General features: G+C 46.4%; 17 protein-coding genes, 1 tRNA gene and 2 pseudogenes. 8 read left to right on the top strand and 12 right to left on the bottom strand.

Features of this window, described 5'->3' with window-relative positions:
* The first annotated feature begins 170 nt into the window (after positions 1-170).
* The gene (locus tag BMW79_RS09410) at positions 171-368 is read left to right on the top strand and encodes a KTSC domain-containing protein (RefSeq protein WP_089893628.1); all 198 of its coding nucleotides are present in this window, start codon (positions 171-173) and stop codon (positions 366-368) included.
* Here the strand turns inward: BMW79_RS09410 and BMW79_RS09405 are convergent.
* Positions 361-1215: an AraC family transcriptional regulator gene (locus tag BMW79_RS09405; RefSeq protein ID WP_177192100.1), complete on the bottom strand. Its 855-nt coding sequence runs from the start codon at positions 1213-1215 to the stop codon at positions 361-363. The genes BMW79_RS09410 and BMW79_RS09405 overlap by 8 nt on opposite strands.
* Positions 1216-1342: 127 nt before the next feature.
* Here BMW79_RS09405 and BMW79_RS09400 point away from each other — a divergent pair, with 127 nt between their 5' ends.
* On the top strand, positions 1343-2311 hold the full coding sequence (locus tag BMW79_RS09400; protein WP_089893623.1) for an NADP-dependent oxidoreductase: 969 nt from the start codon (positions 1343-1345) through the stop codon (positions 2309-2311).
* Between the two features lie 38 nt (positions 2312-2349).
* Here BMW79_RS09400 and BMW79_RS09395 read toward each other — a convergent pair whose 3' ends face one another.
* From BMW79_RS09395 to BMW79_RS09365, 7 genes and pseudogenes are all read right to left on the bottom strand, one after another.
* Positions 2350-3486, bottom strand: coding sequence for a TlpA disulfide reductase family protein (locus tag BMW79_RS09395; protein WP_089893619.1), 1137 nt, complete (start codon positions 3484-3486; stop codon positions 2350-2352).
* Between the two features lie 17 nt (positions 3487-3503).
* Entirely contained in the window at positions 3504-5018 is a 1515-nt protein-coding gene (locus BMW79_RS09390) for a RagB/SusD family nutrient uptake outer membrane protein (protein ID WP_089893617.1), read from the bottom strand.
* A gap of 18 nt (positions 5019-5036) precedes the next feature.
* Positions 5037-8498 (bottom strand): SusC/RagA family TonB-linked outer membrane protein, encoded by a 3462-nt coding sequence (locus BMW79_RS09385; protein ID WP_177192099.1) that lies wholly within the window; start codon positions 8496-8498, stop codon positions 5037-5039.
* 339 nt (positions 8499-8837) lie between these two features.
* Entirely contained in the window at positions 8838-10022 is a 1185-nt protein-coding gene (locus tag BMW79_RS09380) for a FecR family protein (protein ID WP_089893611.1), read from the bottom strand.
* A 90-nt stretch (positions 10023-10112) separates the two neighbouring features.
* Positions 10113-10700 (bottom strand): RNA polymerase sigma factor, encoded by a 588-nt coding sequence (locus tag BMW79_RS09375; RefSeq protein WP_089893608.1) that lies wholly within the window; start codon positions 10698-10700, stop codon positions 10113-10115.
* A gap of 205 nt (positions 10701-10905) precedes the next feature.
* A pseudogene (locus tag BMW79_RS09370) lies at positions 10906-11223 on the bottom strand (DUF805 domain-containing protein); the annotation flags it as partial.
* A gap of 153 nt (positions 11224-11376) precedes the next feature.
* Positions 11377-14262 carry a ligand-binding sensor domain-containing protein gene (locus tag BMW79_RS09365; protein WP_089893602.1) on the bottom strand — a complete coding sequence of 962 codons (2886 nt, stop codon included), beginning with the start codon at positions 14260-14262 and terminating at the stop codon, positions 11377-11379.
* Between the two features lie 327 nt (positions 14263-14589).
* Between BMW79_RS09365 and BMW79_RS09360 the strand changes: the two genes are divergently transcribed.
* Genes BMW79_RS09360 through BMW79_RS09340 form a run of 5 tightly spaced genes read left to right on the top strand, consistent with a single transcriptional unit; the run spans position 14590 to position 22365 of the window.
* Entirely contained in the window at positions 14590-17805 is a 3216-nt protein-coding gene (locus BMW79_RS09360; RefSeq protein WP_089893598.1) for a SusC/RagA family TonB-linked outer membrane protein, read from the top strand.
* A 23-nt stretch (positions 17806-17828) separates the two neighbouring features.
* Complete coding sequence (locus BMW79_RS09355) at positions 17829-19328, top strand: RagB/SusD family nutrient uptake outer membrane protein (RefSeq protein ID WP_089893595.1); 1500 nt, start codon at positions 17829-17831, stop codon at positions 19326-19328.
* A 19-nt stretch (positions 19329-19347) separates the two neighbouring features.
* Entirely contained in the window at positions 19348-20430 is a 1083-nt protein-coding gene (locus tag BMW79_RS09350; protein WP_089893592.1) for a hypothetical protein, read from the top strand.
* Positions 20431-20439: 9 nt separating this feature from the next.
* Positions 20440-21324: a PKD domain-containing protein gene (locus BMW79_RS09345; RefSeq protein ID WP_143059115.1), complete on the top strand. Its 885-nt coding sequence runs from the start codon at positions 20440-20442 to the stop codon at positions 21322-21324.
* 3 nt (positions 21325-21327) lie between these two features.
* Positions 21328-22365, top strand: a complete 1038-nt coding sequence (locus BMW79_RS09340) for a family 16 glycosylhydrolase (RefSeq protein WP_089893587.1) — start codon at positions 21328-21330, stop codon at positions 22363-22365.
* Positions 22366-22471: 106 nt separating this feature from the next.
* Here BMW79_RS09340 and BMW79_RS09335 read toward each other — a convergent pair whose 3' ends face one another.
* Positions 22472-23314 (bottom strand): rhomboid family protein, encoded by an 843-nt coding sequence (locus tag BMW79_RS09335; protein WP_089893584.1) that lies wholly within the window; start codon positions 23312-23314, stop codon positions 22472-22474.
* Between the two features lie 267 nt (positions 23315-23581).
* Here BMW79_RS09335 and BMW79_RS09330 point away from each other — a divergent pair.
* Positions 23582-23655: transfer RNA gene (locus tag BMW79_RS09330), tRNA-Asp, on the top strand.
* Positions 23656-24121: 466 nt separating this feature from the next.
* On the opposite strand, the gene BMW79_RS09325 is transcribed toward BMW79_RS09330, so the two are convergent.
* From BMW79_RS09325 to BMW79_RS09320, 3 genes and pseudogenes are all read right to left on the bottom strand, one after another.
* On the bottom strand, positions 24122-24430 hold the full coding sequence (locus tag BMW79_RS09325; protein ID WP_089893581.1) for an RNA recognition motif domain-containing protein: 309 nt from the start codon (positions 24428-24430) through the stop codon (positions 24122-24124).
* Positions 24431-24717: 287 nt separating this feature from the next.
* Positions 24718-24876 (bottom strand): annotated as a pseudogene (locus tag BMW79_RS34455) (IS256 family transposase); the annotation flags it as partial.
* 246 nt (positions 24877-25122) lie between these two features.
* Positions 25123-25437 (bottom strand): hypothetical protein, encoded by a 315-nt coding sequence (locus BMW79_RS09320; RefSeq protein WP_143059114.1) that lies wholly within the window; start codon positions 25435-25437, stop codon positions 25123-25125.
* Positions 25438-25506 lie beyond the last annotated feature (69 nt).

The raw sequence follows: 25506 nt of genomic DNA, 5'->3' as shown, positions 1-25506 counted from the left end.
ATCAAAATTTTAATTAGTTCGACATAATTATCCAAAAAATACAAGAACAGGTTAAGTAATTGTTAATTTTGCATCAGAAAAAAGCAAAATGCGGGAAGCGCTGGCTTACACAACTCAAAAACAAGATAAGATGAAGATTAACAGGGTATGATAATTGAGTTCCGGCACATATGCCCTCTTCCGTAGTAGCACATATGATATATAAGGCGGAAACGCGTACACTCCGGATTATATTCGTGTCGGGGATGGTGTACGATTATAAAGATGTACCGGAAGAAGAATACCTGGCCATGAAATCTTCCGGATCAAAAGGCACTTACCTGAATACACATATCAAAGGGCATTACGACTTTGAAAAAATCAGTTAGCATCCTCATGCACTACGCCCTTGCGGATTTCGCTCATGCCTTTGTGGTAAAATCTTCTCATCATTTTATTCAGATGACTGCTATCGGTGAAGCCCAGATCCCAGGCTATTTCCTTAAAGGAAGTATCTGTAAATAACGCTTTTGCTTCTGCCAGCTTTAGTTTTGAACGGAGTACAAACTCCTGGAAAGTTTCGCCGGCATTGCGTTTGAAATATTCGCTGAAATAGGTCGCAGAGATATTAAACCGCTGACTGAGATACGTGGGGGAAATTTTATCCTCATCGAGCAAATGATACTGTATATGCAGCAATACTTCCGCAAAGCGCTTGTTTTCCCCGTTCAGCTCTCCCGGTAAAACATCCGCTACATTACGGGCAATCAGCTCCAGCACGGCCACCATCAGCCCCTGCATAATACGCCGGGAGTGATTGTCGGCCGATTGCTGCTCATACATCAACAATTCCAGTAAACGAACCAGGTGCGCCTTATCGTTTTCACCGGTGATCAGTTCTCCTGCCCTGCGGCTATAATTACCGAGGATGAAATTGAGACGGCAGAACCATTTGCCAAAATCTATCACACAATCCTGCTCCCCGGAAAAGAAACTGGCATTAAAGCGGATAAACAGAAAAGTAGTTTTCTCCGCTATCCGGTAGGTATGACAATCGGAAGAAGGCAACAGGAAAATACTTCCCTGCCGGTAAGCAGAGCGGGTATACTCTACCTGCTGCTCCCCGCTTCCTTCCAGGATATATACCAGCTCAAAAAAGTTATTCCTGCGATTGCGTTTTTCCCAGTGATCCAGTGTAACTGTACTGATGCTAAAGGGATCGTGTACCTGTTCCATACCGTAAAGATAAGTAATAAAGCACCGCTGTATAAGGGCCATCCCATCTGGTTACTGTTGTTTCCTTTTCCGGTACGGTTGCAAAAAAAGACAGCAGGGTAGTTTTGCTTTCATAAACACAAACACGATGAAAGCAATCATTTTAGAAAAACTCGATAAAAACGCGCCCCTTACCCTTTCTGCCACCACCATTCCGGCAATTGCAGCCGATGAAGTATTGGTGGAAACAAAAGCGATCGGGATCAACCCGGTCGATTATAAAACCCTGGAAGATTATACCACCGCAGATGGATTACGCGCCAGCTGGGCGCCTTCACTGGATGGTATTTCGCCGTTAATACTCGGATCGGATATAGCGGGTATCGTCACCCAGGTAGGAAGCGCTGTTACTAAATTCAAGATCGGCGACGAAGTATTCGGCATGATAAAGATGCCAGGACATGGTCGCGGATTCGCGGAGTATGTAGCCGCCCCGGCAATCCATCTCGCTAAAAAACCGGCCAACATTTCCTTCTCCGAGGCCGCTGCCGCTACATTGGCAGCCATTACGGCCTGGCAAAACCTGCATCACCACTTCCAGGTGAAAGAAGGCGACCGGGTGCTGATCACCGCGCCGGCCGGTGGCGTAGGACATTATGCCGTGCAAATGGCAAAGGCTGCAGGCGCACATGTAATCGCCGTTACCAACGCTGCACAGGCATCATGGGTATTGGCACTGGGTGCAGATGAAGTGATCGATTATCAGCAATTCGACTTCGAAAAAGCAGCTGACCTGCAGCTCAACCTGGTACTGGATGCTGGCGGGAGATACCCGGCCGCTTTATATGAAAAGCACTTCGCTCCCGGCGCCGCGTTATTCTTCCTGCCTCATGGCCTACCTGCGGCAACTACCAGTTATTACCAAAGTAAAGGATTTGATGTGCGCTTTACTGGTGTCACCTCTGATGAAAAGGCCATCGACGCCATTGCAGTATTACTGGCATCCGGAAAAGTAAAATCCTATATCGGTAAAACATTTGCGTTTAACGAGATGCGGGCGGCTATGGATGAAATGAAAAAGGGTACTACGAAAGGAAAAATCGTAGTAACCCTTTAACAAACAATTGACGACAGCCGGCACAGGGCCGGTTGTCATCAATGCGGCAGCAGTTCTGCCAGTTTTTTATCCAGGTCTTCTCCACGCAGGTTTTTTGCGATGATTTTCCCGGCAGGATCCAGCAGGAAATTCTGTGGCACGGCACGTACGCTATACAACTTCGCGACGTCATTTTCCCAGAACTTCAGATCGGATACATGCGTCCAGGTGAGCTGATCGGTATGAATGGCTTTCAGCCAGGCATCATGCCCGTTGGCCTGATCCAGCGATACACCGAGGATCGTAAAGGAGCGGTCTTTGTATTTATTAAACGCTGCCACTACATGCGGATTCTCTGCACGGCAGGGACCACACCAGCTGGCCCAGAAATCCACCAGTACATATTTACCACGGAAATCGGTCAGGTTTACCGGTTTACCCAACGTATCATTCTGGGTAAACACCGGTGCAGTAGCGCCAATAGCTGTTTTCTTCCAGCCATCAATCAACCCCGCCAGTTCTTTTCCTCTTTTGCTATCTTTTACGGCAGGAGACAGGGTATTAAAAACTGTTTCCAACGCTACGGGATTTTCCGGGATACTGCCGGCTACGCTCTGCAGTGCATCCAGGCTCACCAGCGATTTAGGATGACTACTCACAAAAGCCTGGTATATTTTCTTTTCTTCTTCGCGGATCGCTTTGCTCTTCTCGTCATAATTTTTCCTGAACTCCGCTGATTTGCGTGTTTCTTCTGAAGCAGCGATATAGTCTTCCGTCAGCTGATCACGTTGCGCGCTGGTGGCTTTCAGTTTTGCCTGCAGTTGCTGCTGGTCCGTATTGAGTGAAGTACCTTTTACTACTGCGTTGTACACCGAGTCTTTACTGGTAATGGTAATAGTACCCTTTTCCAGGTATACCGCCAGCTGATCCGATTTATACGACATCAGGTTGGTAGGCGCCGTATGACGCAGTACCAGCGATGCTTTTACCGGATCGCTCACGGTACCTTTGAATTCAAATACTCCCTGTTGTAAGGCTGCTGAGTCTCTTACAACTGCGCCATTGGCGCGATAGGTGAGGAACAGTTTTGCGGGAGCATCCAGTGTTCCTATTTTCCCTTTCAGCACAAAGGCGCCGTCCTGCGCCAGAAGGGAGGCGGGCAACAAAGCCAGCATTGATACAAAAATGTGTTTCATTGGTTGTTGTTTATGATTTAAAATGGTCTTCCATCCAGCGGAACATTCCACTGCGGGTTAAATTTCAATACTACGTTGGAAATGGTTAAAATAAAATCTTTCGAATCCACGGTGCCTTCATATGTAGTGGCGCCGATCTTATGCTGGATTTTTGGTTTGCACCAGGGCTTACCGGTTTCCAGGCACAGGCGTTTCAGATCAAGGAAGCGCTTGAAAGAACCTAAAGGCAATTCTCTTCTTCTTTCATCCAACACCTGCTGGATTACTTCATCCTGCGACCCTACGGCAAGTGCGGGTGTACCGGTTTTATAACGGTAACGGCGCAACGTATTCAGATCGGCAATCGCGGCAGATAGTTTGTTGGTACGTGCATATCCTTCTGCGCGCATCAGCAGTAATTCCGGGTAACTGAAACCTGCTGTCATATTACTTTTGGAACCTCGATAATATTGAATGCGGTTGCCATCGTCGTACACTACATTGTTGTAGGTGGTTTTATAACCGGGCGCTGTCAGGAAGAAATATTTAAACCGCAGATCATTGGCCTGATCATACAGCGCAATCACTTCATCAGAAGGATAACTGGAAGATGATCTGCCTGCACCTGCATCGAGGTTACGGTAAAATAAATTCTCCCGGCTGTTGGCGGCCGACAGGAAATTATCGGGTGCTTTGATAGTGCTGTTGATGAGATTAGTAGGATCCGTCCACGAAAAGCTGTTGTAATCATAAATCAATTTATCGGTACCTCCTTTGCTGGCGGCTGTCCATGCGAGATCGGCATAATACACCACGCTGTCGTACTTCTGGGTAAACAGGTGATAGTAAGCCAGCAGCGCCCAGGCAGCATTCTTATTAGGACGGGAAGGCCAGTTGGTTACCTCCGGTACATCCGGTAAAGCAGTCAGTACATCTTTCGACACCTGTGCAAATGCCTGTTCCTGTGTAGACAGGTCCGGCAACGGTGCGCCTATGTCGGCACTCGTTACATAGGGAATCGTTTTGGTAGTATTGGGCGAACCGGGTTTATACACGGGGCCATATACCAGGGTGGTAATAAAATAAGACCAGGCGCGGTCTACCAGGGCTTGCGCCACCACTGTTTTCGCGTACTGCTGATTCTCCGGGCTGAGGCTGGGAATAGCGCGTACGCCGTCAATCACGTTGTTGAAATAGGCCATAGAACGGTAGGTTCCCCAATCCCAGAAGTAATCCGAGGTAGCCGGATTTTTATAAGGTTGCCGGAAAACATATGCCCAGTAGCGGTCTATGTTCGGATGATTGTTGGCTTTGTAGTTGATATTACCGATCCCATCTGACAGGGCTATATTATCTGTTAAATACCCGAGGTTACAACCGGTATTATTATCGATAAATACCCACTGCGCAATATTCACATTGTCGAGCAGGTGATCGAAATCTGCCACTTCTGAAGGGATCAGCTTTCCTTTAGGTTTTACATCCAGGAATTTGTTGCAGGCACTGATACCGCCTGCGATGATAATAACCAGTATGAGTATACGCTGTTTCATGATCGCCGTAATTAATTGTTAAAGACTGAATGATAACCCTACATAAAATTCCGGCCGTAGGGCCAGCGAAGAAAATCCCTGTTCTGTAAAGGCGCCGGTGCCACCGCTGAGATTCAGTTCAGCTGTTTCCGGATCGCGGTGATCGCTGTTGGCAGTGAGCATAAACAAGTTGCGGGTCTGGAAATAGATCCGGGTGCTGGTGATGCCAATACGTTTTATCAAACGGGGATTGATATCGTAGGTCAGCGTCACGTCCCTTAATTTCAGGTAGTTGGCGCTTTCGATAAGAATATCTGAATACGGGAAATAAAACATATCCATATTCCAGCTGCTCAGTTTAGGATAGATGGTAGTGGCTTCGTCGCCGGGTTTCTTCCATCTTTCTGATACGTGTTTGTTCAGGATATTGGAACCGCTGAAAGCATCTCTTCTCAGTACATTTCCCGCCTTGGCGATAAACATAAAAGACAGATCGAACTGTTTTACCCGGAAGGAGTTGGTTAAGCTGATGGCATATTTCGGACGCAGCGTACCGCTGTAGATCAGATCGCCCACAGCTGCATTACCGCCGCCTGTTTTCTCGCCTTTGGCGGTATAGAATTGTGATACGCCGTTATTATCCAGGCCTGCAAAACGGTAACTGTACAGTGCATCGAGCGGGTCACCGGCTTTTTTGATGGCGCCGCTGGTAATGCTGGAGGCATATTGATAATTTACATTGTAGGTTACTACCGTATTATTGTTGTAGCTGAAGTTCATGAAGGCATTCCACACCAGGTTCTTTTTGCGCAATACATCTGCGTTCACGGATATTTCATATCCTTTGTTGCTTACCTCGCCAATATTTTTTACGAGAGAACTAAAACCACGGGTCGGATCAATGGCATCAGATGCCAACAGGTCGCTGCTGTTACGCACATAGTAATCTGCCGTAACGTTGATCCTTCTGTTCATCAGGGATATATCGAAACCAAAGTTGGTACTTTTTGTTTTCTCCCAACGCAGCGAATTATTTGGCGGTGAGGAAATACCGTAAGACACATCTCCGGTATAATTGGAATAACTGCCGGGAGTAATGATCAGGAAGGGACCCGAGTTCAGGGAAATATTTCCGTTGATACCATACGATGCGCGCAGATCGAGCCGGTCGATCAATGGCACATGGAAGAATTTCTCCTGGCCCAGTTTATAGGTACCACCGGCAGACCACAATGGTTTGTAACGATAGCGGGGATCGGTACCAAAGAAATTGGTCTGATCCAAACGGATACTACCACTGAGAATAAAGCGGTTGTTATATTCATAGGAAGTGTTGGCATACCAGGACACAAAACGGTTATCCACAAATCCAATGGAGCCTATACTGGCGGAGGGTCTGTTGGTACCCAGCATATCTGCATTATAGGAACCGGCGTTATAATCAGCATAGTTAAAAGTAGAGAACGAACCTGCCTGGTCGTTGTAGCCAAAGCGGGTAGGCAAACTATTATTATCGCTGGTATTGCGGCTTATTTCGTTACCCGCAATGGCGCTCACCCGGTGTTTCTGTGCAAATATGCGGTTGAAGTTCAACTGGGTGCGGAACATGTAACTCTGGTTAGCGTTACGGGATTCATTCACCACGGCGCCATCCGGAATGTAGTGTTTGGAGGGATTGGAGATGGACGTATTATCGTCGTACCAGAGCCGCGCTCTGTAAGCCGTTTTATCGTACAGCGTTTTACCAAAAACATCGCCACGGCTCCAGGTACCTCCAGCTTCAGCGGTTAAGCCGTCGAAGATTTTTACGTTTACGCTTCCGCCCAGTCTTATCTGCAGTAATTTGTTGGTAGAAGTTTCCAGCATCAGGTCCTGCAGCGGGTTATAGTTCAGTGGTTTCAGTCCGTTCAATGCAGCATACCGGTCTTCCTTTTTCTGATTTTTGGAAGGTACGTTCTGCGGCTCACCGGTGGCTGGATCTACCAGTAAAGTATAGGGCTGGATGAGCGAGGTATTGGTATAAGCCAGCATATCCGACCAGGTGCGTGCCGGTGAGGCGGAAGTGGCATAATTCACATTGGAAAAGAGACGGATGTTCACGCCTTTGCGTGGCTGCCAGTCGTTTTTCACATCAAAGATGAGGCGGTTGTCTGAGCTACCAACCGTATTGCTCTGATTGGAAACATAGCGTACAGCGGCATTGAGCATGCTCTTTTCGCTACCGCCGGTTAAAGAGATATTATGTTGTTGGGTAAACTGGTTACGGAAATAATACTTTTCCATCTGTGCCAGTCCGTCGTTATTTTTCAGTGCGTTCAACCGGGCATCTACGTCTTTATCGTTCAGCCATCCCTGTGATTTGGCGATCAGCAGGTAGTTTACCTGCGACGTGTTACCATAGTTGTTATAGGTAGTCAGGTAACTATTGGGATCCTGGTTATAGAGTTCAATTTCGGCATCTACATAATCTGCCGAAGAAGCTCTGTTCAGGTTAGACAGATTAGGTTTCAGGGTGATACCGGTAGAACCTTTGTATTCCACCTGCAATGCGCCTCTCCGGGCCATGCGGGTGGCAATCACGATGACCCCGTTGGAAGAGCGGGCGCCGTAAATGGATGCTGCTACTGCATCTTTCAAAACCGTGACGGATTCAATATTGTCGATGTTGAGTGATTCCAGGCCGGCGTTGGAAGGGTAGCCGTCGATTACCAGCAAAGGCGCGCTGGCAGCGGTGCCCAGCAGTGTGGACACCCCGCGTATTTCCAGGTTACCTTCCTTAGTGAGTACAACACCGGTGGCTTGTCCTTCGAGCGCTGATTTCAGATCCGGCTTCAGTTTACTGCGGAGACGATAGGGATCTATCACTGCGAAAGAACCGGTGGCGCGTTCGCGTGAAATGGTCTGGTAACCGGTGTTTACGACATCAATTCCTACCAGTTTATTATTGGAAGGTTTAAGCTGGATGCTGATCACGCCGTTTTTCCCGACTACGAGTTCCTGTTTTTCGTAACCTACATAAGAAAAAGACAACACTGCATTTTCATCCCTTACGGCTACGGTGTATTCTCCGTTGCTGTTGGTTTGTGTGCCTTTTGCAGTACCTTTTACCACTACTGATACGCCAGCGAGAGGTACGCCGTTTTCATCGGTGATGCGGCCGGTTACCACGATCTGCGCCGGTACCGGTACAGAAGGCAGGTCCCGTTGCACGATGCGTGTCACGGTAATGGTTTTGTCTTCAATGGCATACTCCAGGTTTTGTCCCATCAGGGAAACATGCAGTAGCTCCTGGATAGTGGCGTTTTTGATATCCAGGGTGACGGGACGGGCATTTTGCAACGCATCGTAATTATAAAAAACGATGTAGCCCGTTTGCCGGTTGATAGTGTTAAACACCGCTGATAGCGGTGTATTTCTGACGCACATAGACACCCTTTGTGCCATGCTTTTGGCGCTGACCTGCAGCACGCCTGCCAATAGTAATAGAGCAGATACCCTCATGATCCTCCAAATTTTGGTTGGCTGATTATTTTTTTTCATTGTACCGGCATATACCGGTATGTAAGATCTGCATTGGTGGTGCTTTCCGGAAGTGTTGATAAGCTGATGATCAGGCCTGTTGACAGAGGAACACAGTTCCCCCTCTCTGTTTTGGAACAAAGCAGTTAAAATCATACATTTGATTTCGGTGATAAAAATGAGTTTACACGAATAATTTATTGCCTGTAACCAGTGATGTTTGCCCATCACTGGTTTTTTAATGGCGCTGGTTTTCTACATGATTGCTGTTAATTCAATAGCTGGTTGGATTTAGAATGTTAAAAAAATATGGCATGCTTACTATCGTAATACGGTTATTTTCCTTCCTTCTATCTTAAATAAAACGCCGTTTTTTTCCAGGATCTTTAATACGCCCGACAGGGGCAGACTGCGCTGCATACCGCCACCGAAAGACATTTGCGGCGGTGCGCCTTCATATACTACTTCTATATCGTACCAACGTTCCAGTTGTCGCATCACGGTAATAATATCTGCACGGTCAAAAATAAAGAAGCCATTTTTCCAGGCTACGGCTTCCATCATATCGGCGCCCGTAACGGTGATGTTATTGTTGCTGCCGATAAGGGCCTGTTGTCCGGGTAGTAATTTCCTGACGGTTCCCTGGTGACTTACATTCACCGCGCCTTCCAACAGGGATACGGCCAGCGCCTTTTCGTTGGTATAGGCCATGATATTAAAATGGGTGCCCAGCACGGTGACAGTAGTATTATTCACTTTCACCTGGAATGGTTTTCCGGAAAGCGGCGCTACTTCAAAATATCCTTCTCCCGTTAGCTCCACGGTTCTGTTATTACCGGCAAAAGAGGTGGGAAAATGCAGGCTGCTGGCGGCGTTCAACCATACGCCGGTACCATCCGGCAGGGTGAGCTGGTATTGGCCACCCCGTGGTGTGCTGAGCGTATTCCAGCTCACAGGGGCATCGGCGCCGGACGAACGGTATGCCACCTGTCCGTTCTGTAATTTGATGATACTGCTATTCCCCTGATGGCCCAGTGTATCATTTTTTGCTTCATCCAGGGCTATGCTGGAGCCGTCTGCCAGGGTAAGCATGGCTTTGTTGCCACCAGGTGCAATATCATTTTTATAGCGTTCCGCCAGAACTGACGAGGGCTTTACAGGGGTTACCGGACGCAGGAAAAAATACAGACCGGCGGCTACCAGCAAACCGGTAACCACAGCTGCCGCCCACCAAACGCGATGAATCATTTTCACCGGCTGCAGGCTTTCCACAAATGGCAGGGTAATATCTGCCGATGTAATGCTCTGCAGCAGAGTGTCGCGGGCATCGGTATCTACGGGCGCACTGTCAGCAGGCGCCTGCCACATCAGGTCTGTCAACGCCTCCATGAGGAGTTCCATATTGCTGTCATCCTCCAGCAATGTGTACAACTCTTTCTGCTCTGCAGGCGTTTCATTACCGGAAAGCCGCTGCTGTAATAAATATGTGACCCTTTGCTCCTGCATGCATAAATGAGGCGGCCGGAATTTTAACGGCTCCCCTGTTACTAAGAATGGGCTGCTAACAAATAGGACCTATCTGTTTAAAAATATTTTTTATTTACAGATGAAAAGGAGGTAAACAAGTGGAATGGCATGACCGTTTTTACGTAAGTGCTCCCGGATCGCTTTCAGGGAAAACACCAGTGCATTCTTCACAGAATTGGGTGACAAATCCAGCTCTGTAGCTATTTCCGGGATCTTCATCCCTTTATTGCGGCTCATCTGGTAGATGCGCCGGCGTTGTGGTGACAACAACATCACCGCTTCTTCTATAATGGCATGTAATTCTTTCAATGTAAGCCGCCTGGTAGCGGTATCCGCTTCGTCTTCCTCCACCACCGCTGTTTCCCTTAAACGGTACTCTGTGGCCTCTTTCCTCATATAGGTATAACATTCGTTGGCCGCTACTTTATATAACCAGGCCTTGGGATGCTCCACACCAGACAGCTTATCCCGGCTGAGCCATACCCGCAGGAAAGTAGCCTGTATGACTTCTTTCGCGCTGTCGGGCGACTTTACCAGCTTGCGGATAAAGGGCTCCAGCGTCATCAGGGATGTATTGAACAGGATACCAAACGCCGCCTCATCGCCTTCTGAAATGCGCTGAAACAGTGCTTTGTCAATATAGATATTATCGTGCATTATCGTTGCAGACTGCGCTAATGGTTGAATGATAAGGTTGGTGGTATCTCCGCTAAAGTAGTAAAAAATAAGCGGATACCGATATGCTCCGGACAGGTCCCCGAATTTTCAGCAGGACTGCCGACCGGGTAATATAAATGGCTCCACCCAAATAAAAAGAGCCGTCTGTTTTAAGACGGCTCTCTTCGTATATACAGTTACGTTATTAATGCTGCTCGTTCTGCCCGATAGAATATACTTCATTCGGATCTACAAAACCTTTGGGATCATCGCCATACTCATTACTTCCCTGTACACCGGAAGAAAACATCAGCCACAAACCATAAAATGGAATCAGGATGTACCAGCCGCTGTTGCTGATATCGTGGGATCTTTTTACTGCCTGTGCAATAAAAAACCAGAGTGCAGGAATTACCAGGATCATACCCATTCCATGGGTCACTTCGCTGAGGCCTGTGGCTACGCCAACAGCGGCGCCATAAATAAAAATAGAAAGGCAGTATTCTGTTCTGCGGATACGGCCATCAAAGGAAAACGGTTTTTTTAAACATGCTCTTTAGTTCTGGGTGATAGGAATAAGGCACTTGCCGGATTACCCGGCAGCGAATCCAAAAATATAAATATTAATTAATTATAATACTATATTTTTCATCACATGAAAACTTAAAACAGGAAACTATATTTCATTCAAAAAATCCGTCATCGACTGTTCGGTAGGCAACTCCAGTTTCTTCCGGAGCCGGTAGCGTTTAATTTCCACTCCCCTTACCGAAATGGCCATCAGCTGCGCAATTTCCTTGGTAGAAAGTTTCAGTTGCAGATAGGCGCATACTTTCAGGTCGGTATTGGTAAGCGCCGGAAACTTACTTTTCAGCTTTTTCAGGAAATTATTGTTGATTTCATCAAAGTGTGCGGCAAACTGATCCCAGTTGTCATTGTTCTTTTCCACATCGTTCAGCAGGAGCAACGCATTTTTGATTTCCGGGTTATTACCATTCTTTTTGTACACGGCCGCCAGGATATCTTTTACTTTCACCAGCGCATCCCCTCTTTCTACCAGGTGCATGGAAGCATCTGCCAACGCATTGTTTTTGAAATGGATTTCATTGGCCAGCTTCTCATTCTGCAGCTTGATGATCTCCTTCTCATTTTTCTCCAGCTCCAGCTGATGAATATATTTCAGTCGTTGCTGCTCTTCATCGAACCGGCGCTGCTGCCGTTGCATCTTCCTTTCCTGCCAGCGGTTCAGCAGGTACAGCACTCCCATAAACAACAAGATGTAAAAGATATATGCCCAGATGGTTTTATACCAGGCCGGCAATACCACAAAACTATATGTAACGGTTTCCGACTCATGACCGAGGTTGTCGTGCGCCTTTACCCGGAAAATGTATTTTCCGTCCGGCAGGTTGGTGTAGTCTTTCTCCGACTTTGAAGACCAGGCAGACCAATGGCTTTCATATCCTTCCAGCTGATAGCTATACTCAATATTATTCTGCAGGCCATAAGCCGGCGAGCTGTATTCAAAATGGAAAGAGTTGTAGCTTTTCGGCAGGGAAACAATCTCCCGGTCGCCCTGTTGGTACCCTGCAGCCATACGCTGATGAAAGTACCCGCCAAAAATGATGCTGTCGGACCGGCCAAACGCCTTTACCTGCCCCAGTAATACCTTTACCACCTGTTTACTGGTGGCATACTTCTCATAGTTCAGGTGAATAATGCCTTTCTCCGATCCTATAAAAATGTTCTCTTTATTATATGGATAGATATTTTCAAATCCCAGCAAGATCTTCCCGTTCAGTTCCGGGATCCAGGTAATCGTATAGGTTTTATCGCCGGAAGGCTGATTGAAATTAACAACGCCCATTGCTTTTCCACTACAGATCCACACGTTGCCATCGGCATCTTCATTCATATAGCGGATCTCCATATTACCCAGTATAGGTGTCATAAATGCCGAAGGAATAAAGCGGCTGGTAGCCGGATCAAATTCATACACGCCTTTACCGGTACCAAATACCACCCTGTTCTTAATTTTAAATACATAATTACTCAACGCAGAAGGCAGGCCGGCGCTGTCAGTATATAACCGGGAAGTCACACTTTTATGATCGGGCGACAGCTGCAGCTGATACACACCGCGATAAGGATGGGAAGCCCAGATGGTATTATTATTATCTATCTCCAGGAAGCGCAGCGATTCTCCTACTCCTTCCAGTTTGCCCTTATCAGTAAACTGATCGCCACGATAGTCCAGCATCCGGATACCCGTGTAGGTACCTACCAGGATATCTTTTGCCGGATATACTGCCGATATGGGTTTATACAGCCAGGCGCCGGCATCGTCTGACAGCGGCACACTGCTATGATCTTTCAACACAGCACTACCGGTATGTTGTCCCATCAGGATATGATTATTGACTTCATCCAGTCGCCACACTTCCGCCCGGCTGTTGCGTACCCGGCTAAAATCGCCCTTCGCGAAACTGAGATCGCCGCCGGTACCGGTCAGCGGTACATACCAGGCGCCATCCGAGGTAGCGATATACAGTTCATTATTAAAGATGCGGGTGGAGTAGCCGGATAGCTCATTGACTTTATTGGGGGTGATATATTTAATAGCTGCGTTATAGGCGATAAAGCTGATGCCATTGTTCAACCCTGCCCAGAGGTTATTATTTTTATCGAGAAACACGCTGATCACATCATTGTTCTGAAGGCCCTCGGTGCGGGAAATCTTCTGCACTATTTCCCCGTTAAAATTCAGTACCACACACCCCTCTGCAGAAGTGCCTGTTACGAATTCCGTTGCATTAAGCCGGGTGGAGATATTCACGTTGCCCGGACTGAACGACGCCTGTCTTTTAATAATGGAGTCGTTGTGTAAAATAAACAACCCGTTGATCTGGGTATTGACCAGGAGGCTGTCTTCCCCCATACCGATAATGCCGGTAATCTGTCCGCTGTTGAATGTCGGATTGGTATTCAGGGGTACCCATTCATTATTTTTAAACTGCATCAGCCCTGTATACTTGTCCTGTGCATACAATTTATTACCTGCCTGCTTCAGGAACAGCCATTCGCTGGGATACACCTTAATGCTGTTGTTGCGGTATTCGAAGATGCGGTCGGAAGCCTGGAAGAAAACGGCTTCTTTATAAATTTCTATTCTCCAGATATCGGCAAACTTATTCTGAGAGGCAGGTACCAGGTCTTTCAGGGAAGTAAAGGTCAGGTTACCATTGGGACCGGGGGCGAAAAAGCCCATTTCTCCCTGACCGCCGGCATAGATCCGGTCGGAAGGGTCAATGGCAAGTGCGCGCACGATAGTACGGTTAGGTAATGGATATGCCTTCCAGTGACTACCATCATAAGTGAGCATGCCTTCGTTGTTGGCGAAGTACATCATGCCCCGGCTATCCTGTTCAATATCCCAGGTTTGGGTGCCTGCCTGGAAATCGCTTTTACTATAATTAATGATCTGGGGTAACCCGATCGTATTTTGGGCTGCGGCTATCCGGAAACAACCGATGCAAAGAAAAAACAGCCACCATTTTTTCATAAAATATAGGATTACGTCTGGTGATGTAGTAATGATGTAGTTTAAATTTATTAATAATCAATCATTTATCCAATTGTGATGAAGTATAGATGTAGTGAAAAAATTGGCCTCATTTCGTGGAAGGTGTAATTTTAGCGTAATCAAAACAGTATAAAAATAGTACTTAGTCAACTGAAATCAACCACCGTTTTTTAAAAATGCAGTAAAACCAAAGACACAAAAATTCCATTCAAAAAGGTTAATCATTTACAGATTTCACGTTTACACCCGGCACCCGCTGCCGGTGAAAGTACACCGTTTGCAACATCGTCAACAAAAAATTCACGTATGAAAAAATTCTTACAAAGCACATTTATCCCTCTATTGTTATTGTTTGCGTCCGTGTCGTGGGCGCAAAACAGGACAGTTACCGGTAAGGTAACAGATGAAACCGGGTCACCAATACCTGGCGCATCTGTTACTGCTAAAGTTTCCCAGAAAGCTATTGCAGCAGACAACAATGGCGTTTTCTCCCTGGCAGTAGGCCCGGATGAGAAAGTACTGAATATCTCCGCGGTAGGCTATGCCACCGCCACAGTGGCCATAGGCACTGCTCCGCTGGCCGTACAGCTCCAGCCATCCAACAAGGAACTGGGCGAAGTAGTAGTGGTAGGATATGGTACCCAGAAAGTGACCCAGATCTCCGGCGCCATTGCCACCGTAAAAGGATCAGACATCGCCAACCTCCGGCCGGTAAGGGCGGAAGAAGCCCTGCAGGGACGGGCCTCCGGTGTAAGCGTGATCCAGAGCGGTTCACCCGGCGCTAAACCCACGGTACTGATCAGGGGTATTCCTTCCTATAGTGGCTCCGATCCGCTGGTAGTAATAGATGGGGTACCACAAACCCTCGATGATCTCAATGCGCTGAATGCTGCCGACATCGAATCCATCAACGTATTAAAAGATGCGGCTACTACCGCCATCTATGGTGTAAAAGGAGGTAACGGTGTTATCATGGTCACTACCCGTAGCGGTAAAAGAAACCAGAAACCGGAAATTCTTGTGAACGCCAACTACGGCATCCAGGAAGTATTTAAAACCATTGGTGTATTAAACGCCACCGAATATGCCGGTATCATTAATGAAGGCAGTACCGCTTCCGGTGGAGACGTTATTTTCCCGGATCTTGGTAAGATGGGCGTAGGTACCAACTGGCAGAAACAGATCTTCCACCAGGCGCCCATACAGAACTACAATGTGAGCGCAAGAGGTGGCAGTGATAAAATCACCTACTTTGTTTCCGGTGGTTATCTTGGCCAGGACGGTATAGTGGCTGGCGGCAGCAAATCCAATTTCAACCGTATCAATGGTACTGCAAATATCACCGCAGATATTACCAGCCGGTTGAAAGTAATTGTGAATACCAGCTTCACCAATATTAAAAATAAAGGTATTCAGGAAAATTCATTCAATTCCATCATCGGTAGTGCGCTCAACTTCGATCCTACCGTACCGGTATATAATGATGTACCCAATACACCAGGTAAATACAGTTTCAGCAACCTGTTGAAATCAGAGATCTTTAACCCGCTCACCAAACTGGAAAACACCTACAATACTTCCAGCGGCAACAAGCTGTTTGGAAAGGTAGAATTACAGTATGATATCCTGAAAAACCTGAAAGCCACTACCCGCTTTGGTTATACCAATTACGACCAGACCGGCAAAAACTTTACACCACTGGTATTCTACGGTCCGCTGAATGTGGAAAACACCATGGGCGTTGATGGCAATGCCATTCCGCTGAAAAATGAACTGGGCATGATCGCCGGCTATACCCACAACGGTGTAAACGAGTTCAAAAACAGCGCGGCCAGTTTTACGTCAGAAACATATCTGAACTACAACTTCAATATAGCCAGGGACCACCATTTTGATGCGGTGGCAGGTATCTCCTTCTTCAAATCTACCAACAACGGCATGACCGTTAGCCGCCAGGACGTTCCTTTCAACTCCTGGGAATTTGCAGATTACAATGCCGCAACCGGCATCAATACACCTGCTATTCCTTATATAAGAGATACCGTTATCAACGGCGAGCCGCTGAAATACTACAACTCCAAAGGAGATATTCCGGCTAACCTGAACGGACAAGGCGCCACTAAATATTATGGCTTCCGTAAAAATCTGTCTTACTTCGGGCGGCTCAACTACGACTACCAGGATAAATACCTCGCCTCCGTTACCATGCGCAGGGATGGATCTTTTGCCTTTGGTACCGACAATAAATTCGCCGACTTCCTCTCCGGTTCATTGGGCTGGATTGCCTCCAGTGAAAATTTCTTTCATTCCAACTTTATCAATTACCTGAAGATAAGAGGTAGCTATGGTACCGTAGGTAATGAGAATACCAACCCGGCTTTCCCCAGAATCGTTACCGGTGGCCCCAATTATGACGACGGCAACAACAACGGTTATACGTTTGGGAATACCTTCCTCTCCGGATCTACCGTAGGTTCTTATGCCAACACGTCTCTGAGCTGGGAAAAACAGATCCAGTACAATGCTGGTTTTGATGTTACCTTCTTCCATAATAAATTCAGCCTGAGCGCCGATTACTTCCAGAAAAGTGTAAAGGGCCTGCTGTTCAAACCAGTGGTATCCCTCTTCCTGGGAACTGCCAAAGTACCGGATGCCAATATTGGTTCTACCAAAAGCAGTGGTATAGACCTGAACCTGGGCTATAATGACAGAATAGGTAAAGATGTATCTATTTCTACCAACGTTACTTTCACCACTTCAAAAAATGAAGTAACCGGTACCAACTCCGACAATTCCTTTGTATTATATGGTGGTAATTATTTCAACGGCCAGTCTCAAAACGTTACTGCCTTTGAAACAGGAAAAGCGCCGGGCTACTTTTATGGCTTCAAAACAGCCGGTTTATTCCAATCTGCCGATGAAATCAATAAAGCACCCAAACAAAGCGGCGCCCAACCAGGTGATATCCGTTTTGTGGATGTAAACGGTGATGGCGTTATCAATGATAAGGACAAAACCAATATCGGCAATCCATTCCCGAAATTCACCCTGGGCTGGAACCTGTCGCTGAACTACAAAAACTTTGACCTGAATGTATTCACCTACGCTTCCATAGGCAACGACATCTATCGCGCCTATGAAAGAAACGCCACCTACACCAATAAATTCCGGGATATCCTGAACCGCTGGACAGGTCCGGGCAGCACCAATGATGCCCGTTATCCACGTTACTCTTTCACCGATGCCAACAACAATGTAAGGGTATCTGACCGCTACGTAGAAGATGGCTCCTTTGTAAAACTGAAAAACATACAGCTGGGTTATACCTTCCCGTCATCCATCCTGAACCGCTCCGGCTTTAAACAGATCCGCCTGTTTGCACAGGTAAAAAATGCGTATACGTTTACCCGTTACTCCGGTTTCGATCCTGAAATCGCCGGTGGCATCATGGATTCCGGTATAGACAGGGGTGCTTATCCACAAGCGAGAACCTGGTCATTAGGTATTGATTTAAAACTGTAATGTTCAAAGTAAAAAGACGACAAATGAAAAACATACTCACAATAACAGGCATCTTTTCGGTCATCATTTTAACCAGCTCCTGCAAAAAATGGATCGACTACAAGCCAAGCGACAGCTACAATGTAACTGACCTCGATTACCTGAAAAGTGAAAGCGACTACCGCACCATGGCGGTAAGTACCTACTCTCCTATCCAGTGGCTGAACCAGGCAGTACCTATCGGTGATATTGCTTCCGACAACTCTGTGAGCGGCGGTGAAAGTGCCTCCGATGTACTCGGTTTACAGCAGATGGATGATTATACCATGACCACTACGAATGATTATCTGACAGAAATCTGGTCTGCCTCCTACGAAGGCATTAACCGCGTGAATTACATGACGCAGTTCAAGGATAAAAATCCAAGCGGAGGCACCGTCGATTTTCCAGGTAAAGATGCGTTGTATGGCGAAACCTATTTCCTGCGCGCCTATTACTATTTCACGCTGGTGAAATTTTTTGGAGATGTGCCCCTGTTTGCAGACAAGCGTTTAACGCTTACCGATTCCCGCACGCTGAAAAGATCTCCCAAAGCAGATGTATACAAACAGATAGAACTGGATCTCAACAATGCGATTGCCGTATTGCCTACCACCCAGTCGCAGCCCGGAAGGATTACCAAATACGCTGCACAGGCATTGCTCGGAAAAGTATTGCTGTATGAAAATAAATTCACCGAAGCAGCCGCTATGCTGGAAAACGTAGTAAACGGTCCGTTTACACTGGTAGCTGATTTTGGCGAAATCTTTTTGCAGTCCGGAGAAAATGGTATTGAGTCTGTTTTTGAGATTCAATACTCTAACCTGTCTCCCTACTACAACTGGGGCGCCGCTACACGCGGACAGGGAAACTATGCTGTTCAGCAGTGTGGAATACGGGGAATAAACGGTGGTAGTCCGTATGCTTCCGGCTGGAGCACCAACCTGCCTACCCAGAACCTGGCCAATGCCTATGCCGCCGGAGATCAGCGGAAAGATGTGACAGTACTGGATATTGAAGCTTATAAAAATGCACATCCTGACTTTAAAATCACCTACCAGGTAGCACCTTATAAAAACACCGGGCTGTATAACCAGAAATACCTGCCAAGAAAAGGAGAAACTTCCGGTCAGCTGGAAATCAACTACCTCAATAACTACCGGACCATCCGCTTTGCAGATGTATTACTGATGGCTGCAGAAGCCAATAACCGTGCTACTACCCCCAACGATGCCAAAGCACAAACTTACCTGAACAAAGTAAGACGCCGGGCTTTCAAGGACAATGCGCACGATATTACGCTCACCGGCGCCGCACTGACCACCGCCATCTGGCAGGAACGCAGACTGGAACTGGCCATGGAAGGTGATCGCTTCTTTGACCTGGTAAGAACAGGTAAAGCTGCCACCACCATCACCGGTTTTGTAGCAGGCAAAAATGAATTATTCCCGCTGCCACAAAGGGAAGTAGAAATTTCCAGTTTAACGCAGAATCCCGGGTATTAATCAGTAAAAACAACATAGCATGAAACGCGTTCCATATATATTATTGCTGACACTGGCATTATACAGCTGTACCAAGTGGACGGATGATGATCTGTCATTCTTAAACTCCATCAAAGCACCTTCGGAAGAATCGCTGCTGTTCAAAATAGCCAACGATAACTCCGGTCTGGTAACCATTACACCAAGTAGCGCAGGCGGCACGGCCTACGATATTTATTTCGGCGATGGCGCCACCGCACCGGTAACAGTGGCTCCCGGAAAGAACACCACGCATGTGTATAAAGAAGGAACTTACCCCGTGAAAGTGGTGACCACCGGGCTCAGTGGACTGAAATCAGATACCACTGCACAACTGACCGTGATCTTTCGTGCACCCGAGGAAGTGAATGTGACCACTACCGGCAATGCACATGAACTCACGGTATCTGCCACCGCATTGTATGCTACCGGCGGCTTCAAAGTATCCTTTGGAGAAACACCCAATGAGGAGCCGGTATTAATTGCGGGCGGCGCCAGTATTAAACATGTATACGCCAAAGGTGGTAACTACACCGTAACGGTAGAAGCGCTGAGCGGCGGAAAAGCAACGACCAAAGTAACAAAGCCGGTAACTATTTACGATCCGCTTACCCTGCCCATGACCTTTGAATTGCCGACCGTAAGCTATGCCTGGGGCGATTTTGGTGGCAGTCAGACATCCGTGATCGCCAACCCGGTACCAGGTGGCATCAACACCAGCGCCACCGTTGGTAAGATTGTAAAAACAAAAGCAGAAGTATGGGCCGGTAACTATATCGTGATGACAGACCCGTTAGATTTTACCAACAACAAAAAGTTCAAGGTGAAAGTGTATTCCTGGAGAGCAGGGATGCGGGTACAACTGCAATTGGAAAGAACCGGTGACAACACTTTCCAGGAGCACCTGGAGGCAACGACTACCGTAGCCAATACCTGGGAAGAGCTGACGTTTGACTTCTCCGGAATCATAAAAGACAACAGTAAAAAATTACAAAATATCCTGTTCTTCCTCGACAACGGCGTAACCGGTGATGGCAGTAACAACTTCACCCTGTTGTTTGATGATATTACCTTAACTCACTAATCCACGATTATGACAAAATATATAAAACTATTAACACCGTTATTTCTCGGGATACTACTGGTAATGAGCGGTTGTAATAAAGACGATTTCCGGTTTGGCGACATTATCACTCCCTCCAAACCAGTGCTCAACATCGCGATCACCGGTAAAGATGCCACGCATCCCAATGGCGGCGGAGAAGGCAGCATTACGCTGCACGTTACCTCCGACAACACGATCAATTACCGGGTTGATTTTGGAGATGGTAAAGCACCTAAAACATCTACCAGTTCTGATTTTCAATACCAGTATGATCACACAGGTACCAAAACACTGACCGTTACAGTGACTGTGTATGGCAAAGCCGGTAACTTCAGTACCAATTCACAGGAGATCACCATCTTCAGGGCATATGAACCTGATCCGGCTTTTGTGACCATGCTGACCAACAACGGTACTAAAAAATGGCGCGTAGATAAAGATAATCCCGGCCACCTGGGCGTATCTGATGCGGCTGTATTTACGCCTGCATGGTGGGCTGCCGGTCCGAATGAAAAAGCAGGTCTTGGTATCTATGACGACGTATATACTTTCACTGCCACCGGTAATTCCTTCACGCATGAAACCAACAACGACATCTTTGGCAACAAGGTATTCCTGCGTGATTTTGATCCATCGCTGACCGGTGAGGGCGATTTCACCTTAACAGGCCCTAAAGCTGCCGCCTATACGGAAACCTTCGGCTACGATGGTGGTGCAGGCACAGAATATATTGTATTTTCAAGCAAGGGACATCTGGGTATGTACCAGGGTGTACACAAATACCAGGTGTTGGAAAGAAGCGCCACACAGATGACCTTACGTTGCCTCCAGAACCCCGGTGCATGGTATGTAAAAATTATAGCAATTCAATAGCGTATGAAATATATCACAGGAATGATGCTGGCATTACTGATCAGTACTGCCAGCTGCGGAAAAAATGATAAAGCGCCGCCGGCAAAAATTGCACCCACCAACCTGGTGTTGAATGCCATCGTGAATACCGACAATAGTGGATCGGTGGCGTTTACGGCCATGGCCGACAATGCCGTCAGTTATGATTATGATTTTGGAAACGGCACCACCAAAACCGTTGCCAATGGTATCACTAACTATACTTACAGTGGCACCGGACAGCAAACTTTTACGGTGAAAGTAACTGCTAAAAGTGCAGACGGATTAACCGTCAGCAAATCAACTACCGTTACGGTGACTATTGCTGCAGGATTGATATGGTCTGAAGAATTCAATACCGATGGGGCACCGGATCCCACCAAATGGGGCTATGATATTGGCACCGGCGACAATGGCTGGGGCAATGCAGAAGCGGAATACTATACAGACCGGTCTAAAAATGTGAGCGTGTCCAATGGTACCCTTAAAATTAATTTGCTTAAGGAAAGCTTCTCTGGCAGTGCGTATACATCTGCCCGCATACTGACCCGTGGTAAATTTACTTTCAAATACGGAAGGGTGGAAATCAGCGCCAAACTGCCCACTGGCGGCGGTACCTGGCCAGCACTCTGGATGCTGGGCGCCAATGCGGCAACGGTAGGCTGGCCTGCCTGCGGTGAAATAGATATTATGGAACATAAAGGCAATGAACCCACCAAGATCTATGGTACCGTACATCATCCCAATCATGCCGGTGCTAACGCCGACGGGGGAACGACAAATGTGCTGAATGAAACCACCACCTTCCATAAATATGCGATGGACTGGTCGCCCACACTGATCCGTTTTTATGTAGATGATCAACTGTTCTATACATTCAACAGTGCAGGCAATTCCGCATTCGACCACGACTTCTTTATCATCCTCAACATGGCGATGGGCGGTCATTTCGGCGGTGCTATCGACCCCGCAGTTACCAGCGCTACTATGGAAGTAGATTATGTAAGGGTATATAAAAATTAGGAATAGACGTATACAGTAACCATGGGCTACCGGCCTTTGTCTTTACCAGAACAACCCACGCGCCGATGCGGGCGCCGGGGCAGGTAAGGGCAAAGGCCGGCCCCTTTTAATTGATCTGACGGGAATATAACTCCAGTTTATCTTTCTCTGTTTTGGTAAGACTCTGCATACCCCGCTGGTGGATCTTCTCCAGGATGGCATCCAGTTCTTTCTGCTGGCTTGCTTTTCCCATATTATACTGGTCATCGATATCCACAAATACGTGGTGTTGGTTATAATGGTAATTATCCACCAGGATCGCCTGCGGCTTATTGATAATCACATACATAAAAAAGATACAAGGTACCAGCAATGCTATCACTACTGCAAAGTTCTCCCGCAATGTACCAGGTTCAATGAACAATGCAATCAGTATCCCCACCATAGCACCACCCAGATGTGCATCATGTCCTATGTTATCACGGCGCGACCGGATGCCATAAATAGCCAGCAACAGGTATCCAAGGCCGTATACCCATCCCGGAACGGAAAACAGTCCACCTACATCCACTCCCCTGTCTGGATACATGGCCACTGCCGCGAAAATAACGCCGCAGATGGCGCCGGAAGCACCTACTGCGCTGTAGTCATTTTCCCGGCGGTGCACATACAGCGATAACAGGTTGCCACCAATAAGGCTTCCAAAATAAATAATAGCAAAAGCTGTGGCGGTGAGGTTAGTTTCCAGCAGAAAACTAAATGCCAGCAGCGAAGCCATATTAAACAGCAGGTGTTTCCAGCTGACATGCAGGAAGCCGGAAGTCAGCAGGCGCCGGTACTCTCTGAATAAGCGGATCCTTTCCACTTCAAAAGCATATTTATTGAAGAATGTACGGCTGTTGAATCCTTTCCAGGAAAAGAGGATATTTATGAAAACAATTGCCAGGGCGATGATGCGGGTATAATTCATGGTTGCTGCAGGGCGTTTACAAACACCCCTGCAATATGTGAAATTGTTTAAATATAACAAAATAAAACGGCGGCAATGTATGGTGGTAACGTGTACGGATACACGGTTACCAATCGCTGCTTTCCCTGTATGGCGTGGGTTTCGGCCCTCTTACCGGAATAAATTTCAGATTATTCGCAAAAAAATTTGGTTGATTGTAAATAATGTTGCTACATTTGCAATCCCAAACGGGGGATATAGATCGGCTGAAAGGCCCGTCTGTACTAAGGATCGGTAGTTCAGTTGGTTAGAATGCCGCCCTGTCACGGCGGAGGTCGCGGGTTCGAGTCCCGTCCGGTCCGCAAAATCTCGAAGAAACCCGCGCTAGTCGCGGGTTTTCTATTTTAAGTCAAGTATTTAGTCGAGTTCCGATTAATTCTCTCCTCGTTAGGGATTCTCCCAGGAACTAAATCGCAAGTTCAGTGTGTGGTAAATCACATTATTTCAAAATCCAGCTTAGGATTTCTTTTTGAAACAATGCACTATTCATACAGACCGAAGAACCCGTAAAGGCTAAAGTTTCCGAACTCACACAACTAACATGATGATACACATCTTCACCGTCACCTCATAGGCGGAACCCAGTTGCTAACAGTTCTTGTTACTGAAGTTTATTAAGGGTATAATTGGAAAATTCAGCCTGGGTTGCTGCTATCCGATACATAGAAAAGTAAGAGCAAAGCTACAAACTACTTAACGTATTTTGCGGCTTTGCTCCTCTGCTCTCCTGACAGATAAAGGTAATCGACGTTTTAAAACATCCAACTATTAGTATCTGGGTCTAAATCCAGGCCTTGGGCCGGATCTGGAGAAACGATTATTTTCTGGTCTTTCAGGTTTTGGACGAGCCTCATACACAACTATTGTATGGCCAGCAACTACTGAATTATTCAATTCCTTAATTGCCAGTACTGCATTGGAATCATCTGGCATTTCAACGAATGCAAAGCCTTTAGAACGGCCACTGTACTTATCGTAAGCCACATTAATACTATATACAACTCCAAATGGGTCAAATAAAGACCATATCTCATCTTCAGTTGTTCTGTCACCTATATTACCTACAAAAATATTCACAAATATAATTTTAATTAAATATGCATACTACTGAAAAACAGGGGCTAAATAAGAAAAAGAAACCCAAACTAAATCAGAAGAAGCCAAATGTAACCTCGATAAAGTTAGAGCAATAAATTGGGTATTACAGGATTAATTTATGGGGATATTACAAGTGCGTTAAAAGTTAGCTTCCTGCAACTTCTAACACTCAGTAAAGAAATGGCTGTTGGCGAATAGCTAACAACCATTTTTAGTTTATATACAGAACAAAAGAGTGCAGTTTAAATGGTATTACATAAAGTGGATTAAAGAGTAAGTTTTAATCGATCACTAAATATAATCGATAATTGGCCAGGAATCTGATTCCAGTTGTAATCAGGCTTGCTCCATTTGGCATATATATTTTCCTGAACAAGGAATAAGAGCTTCATGAGGGCTTCTTCTGATTGGAAAGCGACTTTGGAGCTATTTTGCAGCACATGACTTCAAATAAAAAACGCTCCACAGATAATCGTCTTTCATCATCTTGATTCTCGGATCAGGATTACTTTTTGATGCGTCTTTTACCTGATAAGCGTCACATGTTCCTTCATAAAGGTTTTAGAATCATCACTTTCAGTGATGTCGAGCGTGTAAACATAAACATCCATTGGTTGCTTTTGACCTTTGTATGTTCCATCCAATCCACCGTTTCAGATCATAACTGCTCGTTAGTTATGAATCAAACGAAACCTCGTCAGAAACATAAACATTTTTCCTCTTTTACGGTATTCTCTGATAGAAGAAATAAGCCATTTCGAATAGTAAGAAAAGTCTGCATCATTCTGTTCGGAAATAAGTTCAAATACTTCACCATTCCAGTCTACCACTACATAGGAGTAATATCCATTCATTTTCCCTGTTCCCCATAAGAGGCTATCTGTGGTTCTATACATCGGATAACCCATGCAGTCTGCAATGTGTTGCTTATATTTTTCATCGTTCCAGTTGAAATCGTCGTCATAGGTTCTAAAAAAGAAATGCATTTGAAAAACATCTTTTCCATTGGAATAGGTGTCATACTCGCCGGTTAAATTGTCGCCTTTTATTAATTT

Origin of the sequence: Chitinophaga arvensicola, from assembly GCF_900110835.1 — a bacterium.
In the GTDB taxonomy this organism is placed as follows: domain Bacteria; phylum Bacteroidota; class Bacteroidia; order Chitinophagales; family Chitinophagaceae; genus Chitinophaga; species Chitinophaga arvensicola.
Note: the sequence above shows the minus strand (reverse complement) of the source record. Positions and strands in the feature narration are given on the sequence as shown.

Excerpts from the sequence above, each read along its gene's own strand:
- BMW79_RS09395 (WP_089893619.1), bottom strand. The coding sequence starts at position 3,486 with ATGAAACACATTTTTGTATCAATGCTGGCTTTGTTGCCCGCCTCCCTT.
- BMW79_RS09410 (WP_089893628.1), top strand. The coding sequence starts at position 171 with ATGCCCTCTTCCGTAGTAGCACATATGATATATAAGGCGGAAACGCGT.
- BMW79_RS09380 (WP_089893611.1), bottom strand. The coding sequence starts at position 10,022 with ATGCAGGAGCAAAGGGTCACATATTTATTACAGCAGCGGCTTTCCGGT.
- BMW79_RS09355 (WP_089893595.1), top strand. The coding sequence starts at position 17,829 with ATGAAAAACATACTCACAATAACAGGCATCTTTTCGGTCATCATTTTA.
- BMW79_RS09360 (WP_089893598.1), top strand. The coding sequence starts at position 14,590 with ATGAAAAAATTCTTACAAAGCACATTTATCCCTCTATTGTTATTGTTT.
- BMW79_RS09405 (WP_177192100.1), bottom strand. The coding sequence starts at position 1,215 with ATGGAACAGGTACACGATCCCTTTAGCATCAGTACAGTTACACTGGAT.
- BMW79_RS09350 (WP_089893592.1), top strand. The coding sequence starts at position 19,348 with ATGAAACGCGTTCCATATATATTATTGCTGACACTGGCATTATACAGC.
- BMW79_RS09335 (WP_089893584.1), bottom strand. The coding sequence starts at position 23,314 with ATGAATTATACCCGCATCATCGCCCTGGCAATTGTTTTCATAAATATC.
- BMW79_RS09320 (WP_143059114.1), bottom strand. The coding sequence starts at position 25,437 with ATGCATTTCTTTTTTAGAACCTATGACGACGATTTCAACTGGAACGAT.
- BMW79_RS09385 (WP_177192099.1), bottom strand. The coding sequence starts at position 8,498 with ATGAGGGTATCTGCTCTATTACTATTGGCAGGCGTGCTGCAGGTCAGC.
- BMW79_RS09375 (WP_089893608.1), bottom strand. The coding sequence starts at position 10,700 with ATGCACGATAATATCTATATTGACAAAGCACTGTTTCAGCGCATTTCA.
- BMW79_RS09340 (WP_089893587.1), top strand. The coding sequence starts at position 21,328 with ATGAAATATATCACAGGAATGATGCTGGCATTACTGATCAGTACTGCC.
- BMW79_RS09390 (WP_089893617.1), bottom strand. The coding sequence starts at position 5,018 with ATGAAACAGCGTATACTCATACTGGTTATTATCATCGCAGGCGGTATC.
- BMW79_RS09365 (WP_089893602.1), bottom strand. The coding sequence starts at position 14,262 with ATGAAAAAATGGTGGCTGTTTTTTCTTTGCATCGGTTGTTTCCGGATA.
- BMW79_RS09345 (WP_143059115.1), top strand. The coding sequence starts at position 20,440 with ATGACAAAATATATAAAACTATTAACACCGTTATTTCTCGGGATACTA.
- BMW79_RS09400 (WP_089893623.1), top strand. The coding sequence starts at position 1,343 with ATGAAAGCAATCATTTTAGAAAAACTCGATAAAAACGCGCCCCTTACC.